The 16,166-nt window shown below is 49.8% G+C and carries 20 protein-coding genes and 3 pseudogenes; 20 read left to right on the forward strand and 3 right to left on the reverse strand.

Annotation, left to right across the window (positions count from 1 at the left end):
* The first annotated feature begins 50 nt into the window (after nt 1–50).
* From FAH67_RS02345 to FAH67_RS02355, 3 genes are all read left to right on the forward strand, one after another.
* Entirely contained in the window at nt 51–1,106 is a 1,056-nt protein-coding gene (locus FAH67_RS02345; protein WP_112890725.1) for an ABC transporter permease subunit, read from the forward strand.
* 36 nt (nt 1,107–1,142) lie between these two features.
* Nucleotides 1,143–2,183: an ABC transporter permease gene (locus FAH67_RS02350; protein WP_003680950.1), complete on the forward strand. Its 1,041-nt coding sequence runs from the start codon at nt 1,143–1,145 to the stop codon at nt 2,181–2,183.
* Nucleotides 2,184–2,293: 110 nt separating this feature from the next.
* On the forward strand, nt 2,294–2,974 hold the full coding sequence (locus FAH67_RS02355; protein WP_003680951.1) for a sulfite exporter TauE/SafE family protein: 681 nt from the start codon (nt 2,294–2,296) through the stop codon (nt 2,972–2,974).
* A gap of 85 nt (nt 2,975–3,059) precedes the next feature.
* Here FAH67_RS02355 and FAH67_RS02360 read toward each other — a convergent pair whose 3' ends face one another.
* The 3 genes from FAH67_RS02360 to xseA form a co-directional block, all read right to left on the reverse strand.
* Nucleotides 3,060–3,869 carry a sulfite exporter TauE/SafE family protein gene (locus FAH67_RS02360; protein ID WP_003680953.1) on the reverse strand — a complete coding sequence of 270 codons (810 nt, stop codon included), beginning with the start codon at nt 3,867–3,869 and terminating at the stop codon, nt 3,060–3,062.
* Between the two features lies 1 nt (nt 3,870).
* Nucleotides 3,871–4,650, reverse strand: coding sequence for a CDP-diacylglycerol--serine O-phosphatidyltransferase (gene pssA, locus FAH67_RS02365; RefSeq protein ID WP_003680954.1), 780 nt, complete (start codon nt 4,648–4,650; stop codon nt 3,871–3,873).
* Nucleotides 4,651–4,773: 123 nt separating this feature from the next.
* Nucleotides 4,774–6,123, reverse strand: coding sequence for an exodeoxyribonuclease VII large subunit (xseA, locus tag FAH67_RS02370; protein WP_003680955.1), 1,350 nt, complete (start codon nt 6,121–6,123; stop codon nt 4,774–4,776).
* Between the two features lie 181 nt (nt 6,124–6,304).
* On the opposite strand from xseA, the gene lpxK reads away from it, so the two are divergent.
* From lpxK to FAH67_RS02445, 17 genes and pseudogenes are all read left to right on the forward strand, one after another.
* Complete coding sequence (lpxK, locus tag FAH67_RS02375; protein WP_003680957.1) at nt 6,305–7,315, forward strand: tetraacyldisaccharide 4'-kinase; 1,011 nt, start codon at nt 6,305–6,307, stop codon at nt 7,313–7,315.
* 212 nt (nt 7,316–7,527) lie between these two features.
* Nucleotides 7,528–7,686, forward strand: a complete 159-nt coding sequence (locus FAH67_RS11735) for a transposase (protein ID WP_112890726.1) — start codon at nt 7,528–7,530, stop codon at nt 7,684–7,686.
* 17 nt (nt 7,687–7,703) lie between these two features.
* Nucleotides 7,704–8,186 carry an IS5 family transposase gene (locus FAH67_RS11740; protein ID WP_112890680.1) on the forward strand — a complete coding sequence of 161 codons (483 nt, stop codon included), beginning with the start codon at nt 7,704–7,706 and terminating at the stop codon, nt 8,184–8,186.
* Nucleotides 8,187–8,218: 32 nt separating this feature from the next.
* Nucleotides 8,219–8,500 (forward strand): hypothetical protein, encoded by a 282-nt coding sequence (locus FAH67_RS12000; protein WP_244284781.1) that lies wholly within the window; start codon nt 8,219–8,221, stop codon nt 8,498–8,500.
* Nucleotides 8,501–8,567: 67 nt separating this feature from the next.
* Nucleotides 8,568–8,645, forward strand: a pseudogene (locus tag FAH67_RS12005) (hypothetical protein); the annotation flags it as partial.
* A 20-nt stretch (nt 8,646–8,665) separates the two neighbouring features.
* Entirely contained in the window at nt 8,666–8,815 is a 150-nt protein-coding gene (locus FAH67_RS12010) for a hypothetical protein (RefSeq protein ID WP_232500793.1), read from the forward strand.
* Nucleotides 8,816–8,917: 102 nt separating this feature from the next.
* A complete protein-coding gene (locus FAH67_RS02395; protein ID WP_003679523.1) occupies nt 8,918–9,490 on the forward strand; it encodes a DUF2059 domain-containing protein in 573 nt (190 codons plus the stop codon).
* A 74-nt stretch (nt 9,491–9,564) separates the two neighbouring features.
* Nucleotides 9,565–9,747 carry a Trm112 family protein gene (locus FAH67_RS02400; protein WP_003679524.1) on the forward strand — a complete coding sequence of 61 codons (183 nt, stop codon included), beginning with the start codon at nt 9,565–9,567 and terminating at the stop codon, nt 9,745–9,747.
* The gene (kdsB, locus tag FAH67_RS02405; RefSeq protein WP_003679526.1) at nt 9,744–10,502 is read left to right on the forward strand and encodes a 3-deoxy-manno-octulosonate cytidylyltransferase; all 759 of its coding nucleotides are present in this window, start codon (nt 9,744–9,746) and stop codon (nt 10,500–10,502) included. The genes FAH67_RS02400 and kdsB overlap by 4 nt, the downstream gene beginning before the upstream one ends.
* A 21-nt stretch (nt 10,503–10,523) precedes the next feature.
* Complete coding sequence (locus FAH67_RS02410) at nt 10,524–11,042, forward strand: hypothetical protein (protein ID WP_003679528.1); 519 nt, start codon at nt 10,524–10,526, stop codon at nt 11,040–11,042.
* Nucleotides 11,043–11,113: 71 nt separating this feature from the next.
* On the forward strand, nt 11,114–11,761 hold the full coding sequence (gene adk / locus FAH67_RS02415) for an adenylate kinase (protein ID WP_003679530.1): 648 nt from the start codon (nt 11,114–11,116) through the stop codon (nt 11,759–11,761).
* A 110-nt stretch (nt 11,762–11,871) separates the two neighbouring features.
* Nucleotides 11,872–12,603, forward strand: a complete 732-nt coding sequence (gene pyrF, locus FAH67_RS02420) for an orotidine-5'-phosphate decarboxylase (protein ID WP_003679531.1) — start codon at nt 11,872–11,874, stop codon at nt 12,601–12,603.
* A gap of 95 nt (nt 12,604–12,698) precedes the next feature.
* Nucleotides 12,699–13,091 (forward strand): DUF2185 domain-containing protein, encoded by a 393-nt coding sequence (locus FAH67_RS02425; protein WP_003679533.1) that lies wholly within the window; start codon nt 12,699–12,701, stop codon nt 13,089–13,091.
* Nucleotides 13,092–13,195: 104 nt separating this feature from the next.
* The gene (gene hldA / locus FAH67_RS02430) at nt 13,196–14,158 is read left to right on the forward strand and encodes an ADP-heptose synthase (RefSeq protein ID WP_003679535.1); all 963 of its coding nucleotides are present in this window, start codon (nt 13,196–13,198) and stop codon (nt 14,156–14,158) included.
* Nucleotides 14,159–14,298: 140 nt separating this feature from the next.
* Nucleotides 14,299–15,303 (forward strand): ADP-glyceromanno-heptose 6-epimerase, encoded by a 1,005-nt coding sequence (rfaD, locus tag FAH67_RS02435; RefSeq protein WP_003679536.1) that lies wholly within the window; start codon nt 14,299–14,301, stop codon nt 15,301–15,303.
* A gap of 161 nt (nt 15,304–15,464) precedes the next feature.
* Nucleotides 15,465–15,739 (forward strand): annotated as a pseudogene (locus FAH67_RS02440) (integrase core domain-containing protein); the annotation flags it as partial.
* Nucleotides 15,735–16,130 (forward strand): annotated as a pseudogene (locus FAH67_RS02445) (aspartate/glutamate racemase family protein); the annotation flags it as partial. The pseudogenes FAH67_RS02440 and FAH67_RS02445, both read left to right, overlap by 5 nt.
* Between the last annotated feature and the right edge of the window lie 36 nt (nt 16,131–16,166).

Here is a 16,166-nt window from a genome sequence, read left to right on the forward strand (position 1 = left end):
TCAGCGGTTTCAGACGGCCTTCAAATCAAAAAATAGAGGAACACTTTACCATGTGGCGTTATATCTTTCATCGTTTGCTCCTTTTGATTCCCACGTTGTTGGGGATTTTGGCGATTACCTTCGCCGTCATTCAGTTTGTCCCCGGCGGTCCGGTGGAACAGATGGTTCAGCAGCTGACGCAGGGTGCGGTTGGCGGCGAAACAGCAGGACGCAGTATGCCCGGAACTTTGGCTAAAAACGGCAACCGCATCAGTGCGGAAGATTTGGCCGCGCTGAATGCTTTGTACGGTTTCGACAAGCCGCCTGTAACGCGATTTGTGGATATGGTATGGAAATTCGCCCGTTTCGATTTGGGTGAGAGCTTTTTCCATCACCAAACTGTATTTGATCTGGTGAAAGAGAAAATGCCGGTATCGATGAGTTTGGGTTTGTGGACATTCTTCCTAACTTATTTGATATGTATTCCGTTGGGTATTGCCAAGGCGGTCAGGGATGGCAGCCGATTCGATACGATTACGGGTATGATTATTTTGGTCGGCTATACCGTACCGCCGTTTGTATTGGGTTTGGTGTTGCTGGTATTGTTTGGCGGCGGCAGCTTTTTTGCCTGGTTCCCGCAGGGCGGCTTGGTCGGCGACGATTTCGATACGCTCTCTTGGGCAGGTAAAGTCAAAGATTATTTGTGGCATATGGCTTTGCCGATTACCGCTTCGGTGGCAGGCAACTTGGCGGTGATGACCGTATTGACGAAAAACGTGTTCCTTGAAGAAATCCGCCGTCAATATGTTTATACCGCGCGAGCCAAGGGCTTGCCTGAGAAGCAGATTCTGTGGAAGCATATTTTCCGCAACGCCATGATTCCTCTGATTACCGGTTTCCCGGCCGCATTTATCGGCGCATTCTTTACCGGAAGCCTGTTGATTGAAACGTTGTTCTCGCTGGACGGGTTGGGCTTGCTGTCTTACGAGGCAGTGATGAAACGTGATTATCCTGTCGTAATGGGTACGCTGTATGTGTTCACGCTGATGGGGTTGTTGGCTAAATTGGTGTCGGATATTTCTTATTCATGGGTCGATCCGCGCATTCACTTTGGCGGACAGAAATAAGGCCGTCTGAAAATATCTTCAATCCATTATTAAAGAATGTTTCGAACCATGAAAAAGAAAAAATCTACTTCAAACCCTACTTGGCAAGCCTTTAAGCAGCATAAGCGCGGTTGGTTGGCTTTGCGGATTTTGGCCGTTTTGTTTGTCGTCACTTTGCTTGCACCTTTGTGGAGCAACGACAAACCTTTGTGGATACGCTATCAGGGCGAGTATTTCTTCCCCTTGGTAAACGAATATCACGAAACCGCATTTGGCGGCGATTTCGATACGCCTGCGGATTATCTGGATCCGCTTATCCGCCACAACATCACTTCAGACGGCAATTTTGCCCTTTACCTGCCCAATCCTTACGATGCCGATACCTTGAACGATTTTGATACGGCACCCGATCCGGCCAAACCGTCCGAACGGCATATCTTGGGAACGGACGACCGCGGCCGCGACCTGTTGGCGCGCTTGGTTTACGGTTTCCGTGATTCGATGCTGTTTGCCTTGGTGTTGACCGTGGTGACTACCGTAATCGGCGTGGTTGCAGGCGCGGTGCAGGGTTATTTCGGCGGCAAAACCGACCTTCTGATGCAGCGTTTTATCGAGGTTTGGGGCGGTATGCCGGAGCTGTACCTCTTGATTATCCTGTCTTCGTTCTTTAATCCGGGGCTGTTGATTTTGCTGGTGTTGCTGTCGCTTTTCGGCTGGATGGGCTTGTCCGACTATGTCCGCGCCGAGTTTTTGAAAAACCGCCAGACCGATTATGTTTTGGCGGCGCGCGCGATGGGCGTGGGCAACCGTGAAATCATGTGGCGCCATATCCTGCCCAACAGCTTGACGCCGGTATTGGCCTTCCTGCCTTTCCGTATTTCCGGTGCGGTACTCGCTCTGACCAGTTTGGACTTCTTGGGCTTGGGCGTACCTGCCTCACAGGCGAGTTTGGGCGAGTTGCTGGCGCAAGGCAAAGACAACTTGGACGCGTGGTGGATCGGCCTGTCTGCCGTTGCTACGTTGACGGTGATGCTGCTTTTGCTGGTCATGATCGGAGAAGGTTTGCGTCAGGCATTTGACGTACGCGCACGCAGTTAATTGCTTTTCTAAAGCTTGAAGAGGGTGGGCGGAAAAGCTTATCCTGCATTCTTAAGGCCGTCTGAAAAGTTTCAGACGGCCTCATCCATTCGTTTAAATCATTAAAAACCATGAATCAAGAAATCACATTTCTTACTCTTTTTCTGCTCGGCTTTTTTGGCGGAACGCATTGTGTCGGCATGTGCGGCGGATTGAGCAGCGCATTTGCTTTGCAGCTGCCGCCCCATTTAAACCGAATCGGGCTGATTGTATTGTTGAACTTGGGGCGCATCAGCAGCTATGTCGTCATTGGCCTATTGGTCGGTTTGGTCGGGCAGGTCGGCATTTCCTTAGACGATACGCGCGCAGTTCAAAACGGTTTGTATATTGCTGCCAATGTCTTACTGCTTTTGCTCGGTCTGTATCTTGCCGGTATTTCCACTGCCGCAACCAAAATCGAAGGCATCGGCAAACCGATATGGAAACGCCTGAATCCTTTGTTAAACAAATTGCTGCCGATTAAATCGGTGCCTGCCTGTTTCGGCGTGGGCGTGCTTTGGGGCTGGCTGCCTTGCGGTTTGGTGTACAGCGCGTCTTTGTATGCTTTGGGCAGCGGCAATGCCTTGCACGGCGGGCTGTATATGCTGGCGTTTGCATTGGGGACCTTGCCGAACCTGCTCGCGATGGGCATATTTGCAGCGCAGTTGAAAACCTTTCTGCAGAAACGTATGGTTCGTTTGTGCGCCGGATTGTTGGTGGCAGGATGGGCGATATGGCGCTTGGCCGTATTTGCGATGGGGCAAATCGGGTAAGGTAAAGGGGATTTATTTAGTTTATTTTTATTGCCATCAAAAAGGCCGTCTGAAAGATTTTCAGACGGCCTTTTCACAAGAAAGATTAATGTATTAAATTCCAAGCCATCTTGGCGGCAATCAGCAGCAACATGATGCCGAAGGCGATTTTGAGTTTTCGGGCGGGCAGCTTGTGCGCCGTTTTTACGCCGAGCGGAGCAAAGAGGATGGTGGCAACGCTCAATATGGCTACGGCCGGAAGATAGATAAAGCCTGCCGTGCCTTCAGGCAGGTTGGCAATATGCAAACCGTTGGCAAAATAGCCGATGGTGCCGGCAATCGCAATCGGCCATGCCAGACCTGAAGATGTGCCGATGGCACGGTGTGCCGGAAAGTTGCAATACAGCAGAAATGGAACGGATAGCGAACCGCCGCCGATACCGACCCAACTTGAAGCCGCCCCAAAAAGCGTGCCGACGGCTGTCAGACCGGGGAGTTCAGGCAGGGTGCGTGAAGGTTTGGGCTTGGAATCGCGTAGGGTTTTGAGTGCGATAAAGGCAAGAAATGCAATAAAGAAAACCTGCAAAGCCAGCGTCGGCATATATTTTGCCGTTGCCGCGCCGAGGAGTACGCCGAGTATCATGCCCGGCGTCATCCGGCGGACGGTCGCCCAATCGATGGCATGCTTTTTATGTTGGGCATACATACTGGAGAAGGTGGTAAACACCATGACGGCAAAGGAAGTGCCGATGGCGAGATGCTGGGCATAGGGGTGAGCGCCTATGCCTTGCAGCTGCAACGCCCATAAGACAACGGGAACAATCAACGTGCCGCCGCCTACGCCGAATAGTCCGGCAATAAAGCCTGCCGCGCTGCCGACGGCGAGCAGGGCAAGGATGATGTCCCAAGACCACATTTCAGACGGCCTTATCGTGTTTGTGAGTTTTGTGGCGTTTTTTAAACCAACGGATGACTGCCATCACATAACCGGACAGGCTGTAACCGAAGAAGAACAAGAAGAGGACGAGCGAAGGTTCCCAATTAATCAAAAGCAAAATCAATACGGCCAACACCATGCCCATAAACGGCACTTGGCGGCGGACGTTGATTTCTTTAAAGCTCCAAAACGGAATCTGCACAATCATGGAAATACCGGCAAACAGGGTAATGCCCAATGCCCACCAATGTACGCCGGGGAAGCGTTCAAAGCTGTGGTTAACCCAAATCAGGCCGACAATCAACGCAGCGGCGGTCGGGCTTGGAACGCCGATAAACCAGCGTTTATCGACTTTGCCGATGAGCGTGTTGAATAGTGCCAAACGCAGGGCGGCGCAGGCGCAGTAGATAAAGGCAACGGAATAACCGATTTTGCCAAACTGCCAAAGTTGCCATTTGTAGGCAATCAGGGCAGGCGCTACGCCGAAGCTGACCATATCGGCAAGGCTGTCGAGCTGTTCGCCGAACGCGCTCTGGCTGTTGGTCAAACGGGCAACGCGTCCGTCCATGCCGTCGAGCAGCATGGAAAGGAAAACTGCAATCGCCGCCGTTTCATAACGTCCGTGCATGGACTGGGTAATGGCGAAGAACGCGCAAAACAGTGCGGCGATGGTAAAGGAATTGGGCAGCAGGTAAATGCTGTTTTTGCGGATGGAGTTGCGTGGTGGAATCGGATTTTCTGTATTTTGTGCGTTGTCCATAATGTTTCCGTATATGCTGCGTGTGCAGATGAGGCATTATACCGCATTGGCAGGTTAAGGATTTTTAAAAGGCAGACATAGTTTCACTTTATCGGCATAAAGTTTCAGACGGCCTTTATTTTGTCAGTCAAACAACTCGCCTTGTGCCTGCTCTTTGGTCACACGTACGTCGGTTTCGCCGTCGGCAAAAGTGATGTGCAGTTTTTGACCTTGTTTCAACGTATCGGCATTGCGGATGACTTGTCCGCGAGTGTTTTTGACGACCGAGAAGCCGCGTTCCAGAATATGCTGCGGCGATACGGCTTCGAGCAATGCGGCTTGGGCGGTCAGGCTTTGACGGCGGTGGGCAAGCAGCTGGCGGAAGGAATGCGACAAGGCCGTCTGAAAGTGGGTGATATTGTTTTTGTAAACGGAAACATCAGGACGGCAATGTTTCAGGGTTTGGGTTTGGCGTTCAAAACGGGTGGTATGTGCGCGGAGGTTTTGCGTCATCGAGTAAGACAGTATCTGCGCCAGCTTGCTGATTGAGGCACGCTGCTCGTCAAGTTTTTGGCGCGGATGACGGATTTGCCGCGCCAGCCAGTCGAGTTTTTGGCTGGCATCGAAATAGCGTTGTTCCAAAACGGTTTTCAGACGGCCTTGCGCTTGGGCGAGGCGGTGTAACGATTCTTGGCGGTTGGGACTGACCAATTCTGCCGCGCCGGTCGGTGTGGGCGCACGCACGTCGGCGACGAAATCGGCGAGCGTGAAATCGGTTTCGTGTCCCACGCCGCTGACGAAGGGAATCGCGCAGGCTTCGATGGCACGCACGACCGGTTCTTCGTTAAACGCCCACAAATCTTCGATGCTGCCGCCGCCGCGACAGACAATCAGTACATCGCATTCGGCGCGTTGCGATGCGGTTTTAATCGCTTGGGCAATTTGCAACTCGCTGCCTGTGCCTTGAACGGGTGTCGGATAAACGATAACGGGGATTTCGGGCGCGCGGCGGTTTAAGGTGGTTACGACATCGCGCAAAGCCGCCGCTGCCAGACTGGTGACGATGCCGATACATTGCGGACGGGCAGGCAACGGTTTTTTGCGTTCCGACGCAAACGCGCCTTCCGCCTGCAACTGCGCCTTCAACCGCTCGTAGGCTTCGTAAAGCTGCCCCAAACCTTTGAGCCGCACCTCGTTTACGGTAATTTGAAATTCGCCCCGCGCTTCATAAATGCTGATTTTTCCTGATACTTCGATATGGTCGCCTTCTTTCAAAGGCTTCGCCAAGCGCATGGCCGCACCCTTAAACATCGCGCAACGCACCTGCGCGCGGCTGTCTTTGAGCGAGAAATAATAATGTCCGCTGGCGGCACGGGTCAGGTTGGATACTTCACCGGCAATCCACAAGCCTGCAAGATGGTCTTCCAGCAAGGCTTTGGCAATGGCGTTGAGTTCGGATACGGAAATGGAGGAGGGCGCGAAAAGTTCGGACATCACGAAACAGGAAAAATTTGGGAAAGCTGAATTATAAGGGTTTTAGAGCCATTCGTTGTATTCGTTTTCATGAAACTTGCGCCCTTTGTTTTAATATTATCAAAGCCGCATGTTCAGACGGCCTTGTCTGGGCGGGCTTGTGTTATATTATCGTTTGATTTTCGCTTCAAAAGCCGTGCGTATGCCCAAACTCCACCAAATTATCGAACGCCATTGGCAATCCCCCAATCCGTTTTTGTCTTTGCTGTTAAAACCATTGTCCAAGCTGTTTGCCAAAGTTGCAGCGAAACGGCGTGATGATTTTGTTTCAGGCCGTCTGAAAAGCGAAAAATTGCCTGTGCCTGTGGTGGTGGTCGGCAATATCCATGCAGGCGGAACAGGGAAAACGCCGATAGTCGCCGCGCTGGTGTCGGGTTTGCAGGAAAAGGGCGTTAAGGTCGGCATCATCAGCCGAGGTTACGGGCGCAAGAGCAAGGCGGTTCATGTATTGAATACAGCCAGCAGTGCGGCAGATGCAGGCGACGAGCCTTTATTGCTGTTTCGCCAAACCGGTGCGCCGACGGCGGTAGGCAGCAGCCGTGTAGAAGCAGGCAGGGCATTGCTTGCGGCGCATCCGGAGCTTGAATTGATTGTGGCCGACGACGGCTTGCAACATTATGCCTTGCAACGCGATATGGAAATTGCCGTATTCCCGGCGGCAGATACTGGTCGCACCAATTTGGATTTACTGCCCAACGGCAGCTTGCGCGAACCTTTGTCTCGGTTGGCTTCCGTTGATGCGGTCGTCGTCAGCGGGGGGCAAGCAGATACGGCATTCAGGCCGTCTGAAAATATGTTTGCCAGCCATATTGAAACAGGGCAGATTCACCGTTTGAACAGGCCGTCTGAAAAATTGGATTTGGCGGGTTTGGGAAGTCAAACCGTCGCCGCCGTCGCCGGTATCGCCAAGCCGGAGCGTTTTTTTAATACGTTGCAAAGCATGAATATTGCTTTAAAACAAACCGTTGCCTTGCCTGATCATGCAGATATTACGGCCGCGGATTTACCGAATGCAGATGTGGTGATTATCACGGAAAAGGATGCGGTCAAATTTTCAGACGGCCACGGCCTGAATCATGTGTGGGTCTTGCCTGTTTATGCGATAATTGAGCCGGACTTAGCGGCGTTTGTATCCGCGAATGTTTCAATCTAAATGCTTATAGATGTTTTACAGATGTTTTAAAGATGATCTTCAAACTACGCGATAGGAGCAAATCATGAATTTAGAACCTGTATTCACAAAAATGATAAAATATCTTTATGACTAGGAAATCCTACCCAACAGACTTAACAGATGCCCAATGGCAAGCGATTGAGCCACATTTTAACCGGCTACGCCACTACAAATGGGATAAACGTAAATGAGTGAATGCCGTTTTGTACATTACCAAAACAGGTTGCCAATGGCGTATGCTGCCCAATGATTTTCCACCTTATCCGACCGTATGGAGTTTCTATCGCAGAGCCAACCAATCAGGCTTATGGGATAGGATTCTTTTGGCATTGGTTCAAAAAAACGTTTAATCCATCAAAAACAAGCGATGCCGACTTATGCCATTATTGATTCGCAAAGTGTCAAAACAGCTTCCGGCGCACATGATAAAGGTTTTGACGGAGGTAAAAAAATCAAAGGCCGTAAGCGACATATAGCTGTTGATACGTTGGGTAACCTATTGTCTGTTGTGGTTCATGCAGCCAATATTCATGACACAAAAGCAGGTATTTTTGCAGCAAAAAAAGCGTTTGAGACCTATCCTGGTTTAAAAGGTTTCTGTGCAGACGCAGGTTATCGGAATACATTTGAGCGCGAAGTATCGGAGCAATTGGGTTTAACTGTTGAGATTTCAAAGAAAATTCAAGATATTTCTTGGCATATTCTGCCCAAACGTTGGATTGTAGAACGAACGTTTGCATGGTTAGGTTGGTCTCGACGTTTGGCAAAAGATTTTGAGCAGACGAATTTATCTGCTGAAAATTTTGTCAAACTAGGGTATATTTCACAAATATTAAAATTTATCAAATAGTTGTTTGTGAATACAGGTTCTTAAAATATTTGTTGGTCGCTTGTGCAGCTTTATTTGTATCTACTCAAAGCCTGGCTGCTAAACCAAGTGATGAATCTGCAATGAAATGGTTGGAGATTCAAGGGATAAGCAATAATTATAGCGAGAAAGTGCAATGTTCTTTGGAGATGGTGAATAAAGAAGACAATGAACGCTTGTTAACGATGACGCCCAAAGCTCAAAAAGCGCAGATGAAGGCAGTCATCAGTCGTTATATAAAAAACATGCAAGACGATTTGAGCCGCCCAGAGTTGAAAAAAACAATGGCTAGATGAAGAAAAGCGTGCCGTACAGAAAGTATTTACACAAGAAGAAGTCGATGTACTCAACCGCTTTTTCTCTTCCCCTCGGGGTAAGGGTATTTTGAAAAAAAAATCAATCATCTCAGACAGAATGGCGGAGATATTGACAATGTGCTGAGCCAAGCAGACGTGGACAGCATGGCAAAATTGTTTGAGCATGGAGCCGGTAAGTCTGCCTTTGAAAAGATGGAACGTTTCGACAAATTGAATGATGAGATTGTTGAAAAGACAATGAGCAACAACTATATCAACGCAAGCAAGAAATATACGCCTGCTTTCAAGGCGTAAACGCGCGATATTTTGTGCAAGGGCAATAAACATTCTTCGGAATGTGCCAAATAGTGTGCAGGCCGTCTGAAAATATTGATATTTATTAAGTAGGTAGAAAAAATGAAATTGAAAACTTTATTGTTGCCTTTTGCTGCTTTGGCCTTGTGTGCCAATGCGTTTGCCGCTACACCCAGCGATGCGTCGCTGGAGCGTCTGTTTGAAGTGCAGAGGATGGACGCTCTGTTGGATCAATCTTTCCAAAAGGTTGGAGGCCTTATACTTGCTAATCCGAAGATACAGAATTTTTTGAAAGATGCGCCGGCGGACAAGCGTCCTCAGTTGGAGGCAGCCTTGAAAAATCATGCAAATCAAATAGCTGCCGAAATCAATACCCCGAAAGTGCGTGCCCAATTACATAAAGCAACTATGGACGGCATAAAAACAGTTCTTACTCAGGAAGAAGTCGATGCGTTGATTGGCTTTTACGGCACGGAGGTAGGTCAATCAATACTCGATAAAATGCCGCGCTATCTTGAGGCAACGATGAATCCGACAATGAACATCATTGCCGAAAAATACGAAAAATCAAATCAAAACGAAAAATTAGTCCGAGAAATCCAGCAAATTATGTGCAGCGGCAAAAATCCTGCCCCAGCCTGCTCAACGCAACCCCAAAAACCGGCACGGAAATAATAATGCCGCTTGAGGTCGTCTGAAAACGAGCGAAACGAGTTTCGCTAAAACCATCAAACCCGAAAGTAACCCCCATGGAAAAAAAATTCTTAGACATCCTCGTTTGTCCTGTGACCAAAGGCAAACTCGAATACCATCAAGATAAACAGGAATTGTGGAGCCGTCAGGCGAAGCTGGCTTATCCGATTCGTGACGGCATCCCTTATATGTTGGAAAACGAAGCACGAGCGTTGAGTGAAGAGGAACTGAAAGCATGACCGAATTTGTCGTATTGATTCCGGCGCGGTTGGATTCTTCACGTCTGCCGGGAAAGGCTTTGGCCGATATTCACGGTAAACCGATGGTTGTACGCGTCGCCGAGCAGGCGGCGAAAAGCAAGGCCGTGCGTGTTGTCGTTGCCACCGACCATCCCGATATTCAGACGGCCTGTCAGGCGCATGGTGTCGAAGTGGTCATGACTTCCAATCAACATGAAAGCGGTACAACGCGCCTTGCCGAAGCGGCCAATACGCTGAAACTGCCGCAGCATCTGATTGTTGTGAACGTACAAGGCGACGAACCTTTAATCGATCCCGAGCTTATCAACCGTACAGCCGAAGTTTTGGTTGAAAACAATGTACAAATGGCAACCGCCGCCCACGAATTGCACGATTTTGACGAGTTTATGAATCCCAATGTCGTCAAAGTTATCCTCGATAAAAACCGCAACGCCATCTATTTCAGCCGCGCTCCGATTCCTTATCCGCGTGATGTGATGCGTGCCGAAAAACGCGAATTGCCTTCCGAAACAGCCGTTTTGCGCCATATCGGCATTTATGCCTATCGTGCAGGCTTTCTACAACGCTATTCGGAAATGGATGTTTCTCCTTTGGAAACCATCGAATCGCTGGAACAGTTGCGCGTCCTGTGGCACGGTTATCCGATTGCTGTTGAAATCACCCAAGAAGCGCCTGCTGCCGGTGTGGATACGCAGGAAGATTTGGACAGAGTACGTGTTGCGTTTAAATCTTAAGGCCGTCTGAAAGGAAAAAACATGAATGATTTCATTCATTTAAGCCGTGAAGAACAAAAATTGCTTGCCGACGTGGCGAAGCTGGTAAGAGAAGACGAGCAAGAATTCAACTATGACATGCTGAAAATAGAAGCGCCGGAGCAGGCCAGCGGCGAGTTCTGGTTCCGCATGGCAGAAATGCTCAGCACTTTGCCGCCCAACCAGTCGTTGGACTTGCGTATGAACGGCGGACGCTTGACCGTTGCCGTATCGATTTTGTCGGTATTGCTGCAAGACAATCCGGATATTCCGCAGCTTTGGGCACAAAAAATCATTGCGCTCAACTATTTGGCTCATGGCCACCAAACCCGTGCAATCGGTCTGGCGCAGCAGCCTGACAAAGCAGCCGAAGCCAATGAGGAAGAATATTTGGCGAAAGCCTTATCGCAAAACTTGCTTTCTACTTTGAAAGACGCGATAGAGCGATTCCCCGAAGACTCATGGTTTATCGAAATGCGCGACGATGCATGGAAGCATTTCGGCCCGAAAGAGGCCGTCTGAAGTTTTGAACGATAAACACAAGCCGTGTAAAATTATCTGAACATTAAATCCGTCAACCAAAAGGACTCATCATGAAAGTATTATTGTTGGGCGCACCAGGCGCCGGCAAAGGCACACAGGCTCAATTCATCACTGCTGCATTCGGCATTCCTCAAATCTCTACCGGCGATATGCTCCGCGCTGCCATCAAAGCAGGCACTCCGCTGGGTTTGGAAGCAAAAAAAATCATTGATGAAGGTGGTTTGGTACGCGATGACATCATCATCGGCATGGTTAAAGAGCGCATTGCCCAAGACGACTGCAAAAACGGTTTCCTGTTTGACGGTTTCCCACGCACATTGGCACAAGCCGAAGCCATAGTTGAAGCAGGTGTGGATTTGGATGCCGTGGTTGAAATCGACGTACCCGACAGCGTGATTGTCGACCGCATGAGCGGCCGCCGCGTGCATTTGGCTTCCGGCCGTACTTACCACGTTACCTACAATCCGCCCAAGGTCGAAGGCAAAGACGACGTAACCGGCGAAGATTTGATTCAGCGCGACGACGACAAAGAAGAAACCGTGAAAAAACGCCTTGCCGTTTACCACGAGCAAACCGAAGTGCTGGTCGATTTTTACAGCAAACTGGAAGGTGAACACGCGCCTAAATACATCAAAGTCGACGGTACCCAAGCAGTAGAAGCCGTGAAAGCAGAAGTATTGAAAGGTTTGGGCAAATAAGTTTTGCCAAAGTAAAATCATGAGGCCGTCTGAAAAAATATTTTCAGACGGCCTTTTGTGTACAAAAGCTGTTAAAATCGAAGCTATAACCGTTTATCCGCAGGCATCTTATGAATCCCTTGATCTCCGATTTCCAAACTCCGCAACAACGCACCCCCGTCATCGTCGCCCTTGATTTTGCCAACGAAAAAGACACGCTCGGATTTGTCCGCAATCTTGACCCGACATTGTGTCAAATCAAAATCGGCAAAGAGCTGTTTACCGCAACCGGGCGCAATTTGGCGGAAAGCTTAATCAATCAAGGTTTCAAACTTTTCCTCGATTTGAAATACCACGATATTCCCCACACCGTCGCGCAAGCCTGCAAAGTTGCCGCCGACATGGGCGTGTGGATGGTCGATATGCATGCCTCAGGCGGCCGCCGTATGATGGAAGCCGCCGCCGAAGCCGTTGCCGGATACGGCACGAAGCCGCTCTTGATCGGCGTAACCGTGTTGACCAGTATGGAGCAAAGCGATTTGGCGGAAATCGGTTTGAACATCGCCCCTGAAGAACAAGTCATCCGTTTGGCGAAACTGGCGCAAAGTTCGGGCTTGGACGGCGTGGTCTGTTCCGCCCAAGAAGCCGCGCCGCTGCGCCGCGAATTGGGGCAGGATTTTGTCTTGGTCACGCCCGGCATCCGCTTGGACGTTGCCGGCAACAACGACGACCAACGCCGCATTATGACACCGGCCGAAGCCTTGGCGGCAGGTTCGACTTATCTGGTGATGGGCCGCCCCGTTACCCAAGCCGCCGATCCGGTAGCCGTATTGCGCGAAGTGAACCGCGTGGCAAATGCTTAAACATCAACAAGTTTGATGCTGTTCAAAGAAACTGCCTCACTTTGATACGGTAGATAAATAACCAGAAAATTTCAGCTTAGAAAGGAATTTATCCAATGTCTCAATGTGGTTCAGATGTGAGCAATATTTTTGATTATGATGCCTTTCCGGAAGATGATTTGCTTGTAAAGGATACCCCTGTCGGATGGTATGCGATTGTGTCGCATAAAATTGTCGAAGAGGGGCTTCCTATTAAATTTATGTATCGGGAACATCAAGGGGATTTACCATTTGATAGCGGATGGCGGGTATTTTCCGGAACAGAAGATGATGAATACTCGAATAACCCTGATAACTTCTCCTTTCATAGTTTGACGCGGCTTACTCATTATCAAGCAGATGTTGGGGAGCTGTTTTGGGCGGATATAGGCAGTGTTTTTGAGAAAAAAGAAGGAGAGGATTACTTTTCACCTGTTACCGATTGGTCTCCTTTTGACTTTGAAGAATAATAAAAAGCCGGATTTTATTATTAATCAGTAAATTTGTCAGATAATTACTGAGAATACAGTGAAGTTTTCACACACAAAAAATAACTTATTTTGGAGTGCATAAAATGCCCGCCAAGTTTCAACAAGAAACCCTCAAATCCCGTTTCGCGCAAGCCAAAGTCCTGGTTGTCGGCGACGTGATGCTCGACCGCTATTGGTTCGGCGACGTGTCCCGAATTTCGCCCGAAGCACCTGTGCCGGTGGCGAAAATCGGACGTATCGACCAACGGGCGGGCGGAGCGGCGAACGTCGCGCGCAACATCGCTTCGTTGGGCGGCAGGGCAGGGCTGTTGTCGGTAACCGGCGACGACGAAGCCGCCGACGCGCTCGACGCGCTGATGGTGCAGGACGGCGTTACCTCCTATCTGATGCGCGACAAACAAATCGCCACCACCGTCAAACTGCGCGTCATCGCCCGCAACCAGCAGCTTATCCGCCTTGATTTTGAAGAACATCCCAACCGCGAAGTGTTGGAGCAAATCAAGCGGAAATACCGCGAAATCTTGCCCGAATACGACGCAATCATTTTTTCAGACTACGGCAAAGGCGGCCTGTTGCACATCTCCGATATGATCGATTGGGCGAAACACGCGGGCAAAACTGTATTAATCGACCCCAAAGGCGACGATTACGAAAAATACGCCGGCGCCACACTGATTACGCCCAACCGCGCCGAATTGAAAGAAGTGGTCGGCAGTTGGAAAAACGAAAATGATTTGACCGAAAAAGCCCAAAACCTGCGCCGCCACCTCGACTTGACCGCCGTTTTACTGACCCGAAGCGAAGAAGGCATGACCTTGTTCAGCGAAGGCGAACCCATTTACCAGCCCACCCGCGCCCAAGAAGTTTACGACGTATCCGGTGCAGGCGACACCGTTATTGCCGGAATGGGCTTGGGGCTGGCGGCAGGCTGCACGATGCCTGAAGCCATGCACCTTGCCAATACTGCGGCAGGGGTTGTCGTGGCGAAACTCGGTACGGCGGTCTGCTCGTTTGACGAGTTGAACAAGGCATTGGAAGAGCAGTAATTGCTGTTTCAGACGGCCTCAAAAGTTTAAACGCCGTCTGAAGCCGGTATAGGCAAATCATTGAGGCAACAAATTTTTATTTCCGGGCGGCAGGGTGTTTTCCAACGCCGTCTGAAAAGTCAAAACAAAGGAAACCCAATATGACCATCATCGTAACAGGCGCGGCCGGCTTTATCGGCAGCAACATCGTCAAAGCACTTAACCAGCGCGGTATTACCGACATTGTTGCCGTCGATAATCTGACAAAAGGCGAAAAATTCAAAAACCTTGCCGAGTGCGAAATCGCCCATTATCTCGACAAACACGAATTCATCCGCCAAGTGAGGGAGCACATTTTACCTTATCAAAATATCGAAGCCGTGTTCCACCAAGGCGCGTGTTCCGATACCATGAACCACGATGGTTTGTATATGATGGAAAACAACTACCAGTACACGCTGGATTTGCTGGACTGGTGTCAGGACGAACGCATCCCTTTCCTTTATGCTTCCAGTGCCGCCGTGTACGGCAAAGGCGAAATCTTCCGCGAAGAGCGCGAACTGGAAAAACCGCTCAACGTGTACGGCTACTCCAAATTCCTGTTTGACCAAGTATTGCGCCGCCGCATGAAAGAAGGCTTGACCGCCCAAGTTGTCGGCTTCCGCTACTTCAACGTTTACGGACAACACGAACAACACAAAGGCCGAATGGCATCCGTTGCCTTCCACCATTTCCACCAATACCGCGAACACGGTTACGTCAACCTGTTCGGTTCAAACGACGGCTACGGCAACGGCGAACAAACCCGCGACTTCGTCAGCGTCGAAGATGTCGCCAAAGTCAACCTCTACTTCTTCGACCATCCCGAACTTTCCGGCATCTACAACCTCGGCACCGGCCGCAGCCAACAGTTCAACGAACTCGCCGCCGCCACCGTCAACGCCTGCCGCGCCGCCGAAGGCAAACCTGAAATGAGCTTGAAAGAGCTGGTAGAAGAAGAACTTATCCGCTACATCCCATTTCCCGACGCGCTCAAAGGCAAATACCAAAGCTTTACCCAAGCCGACATCACCAAGCTGCGCGAAGCCGGGTATAAAGAAGAATTCTTGGATGTAAAACAAGGTGTCAGCCGTTACGTTAAATGGATGCTGGAGAACTTGGTTTAATTCCTTTTGCTTAAATGATGAGGCCGTCTGAAAAAGAATTTTCAGACGGCCTCATCATTTTGGGAGATTTTAAAATTATAAATTTGCCTTTATTCGATAAAAATGGAAATAACGTTTTTTAAAACTAAGTTTTCATTAGGGTAGAAGTGTATCTACTGGAGTATGAGAACGGGATTGGTCAAAAGTTTACCCGGGTTGCCCGTCCGCAGACCAACGGTAAGGCGGAATGGGTTATCCGTACCCTGATGGAGATGTGGCATGAGAAACAGTTGTTTGACAGTCCGGAACACCGGCGAAAGGAGTTGTGCCGCTTTGTTAATTTCTATAACACTGTGAAGCCGCACCGCAGTTTGAACGGCGATACGCCGTTTGAGGTCTTGCAGGCTTATTTTTCTCAACCTGTGGTGTAAACAACGCGACGTTTTCCTACACCTGATACGCTCGTCCGCACGCAGGCTGCGCCGCTGCTCGTCCCTTTGGTGGAAGAGGGCTGGTTGGAACACGAAGTTACCCGCCTGACCGTATGCGAATACCTCAAACCATTGCTTGCAGACGGCATCGATACGCTGGTGTTGGGCTGCACGCACTTTCCCTTGCTTAAGCCCTTAATCGGCAGGGAGGCGCACAATGTCGCGCTGGTCGATTCCGCGATTACGACTGCCGAAGAAACCGCACGCGTCCTTGCGCAGGAGGGATTACTCAATACCGACAACAACAATCCCGACTACCGTTTTTACGTCAGCGATATTCCTTTGAAATTCAGAACCATCGGCGAGCGTTTCTTGGGTAGGACGATGGAGCAGATTGAAATGGTGTCTTTGGGTTAGGCAAGGTTTGCTCAAGCACCCGCATATCCGAAGTAA

The sequence above is a fragment of the Neisseria flavescens genome (assembly GCF_005221285.1).
In the GTDB taxonomy this organism is placed as follows: Bacteria; Pseudomonadota; Gammaproteobacteria; order Burkholderiales; family Neisseriaceae; genus Neisseria; species Neisseria flavescens.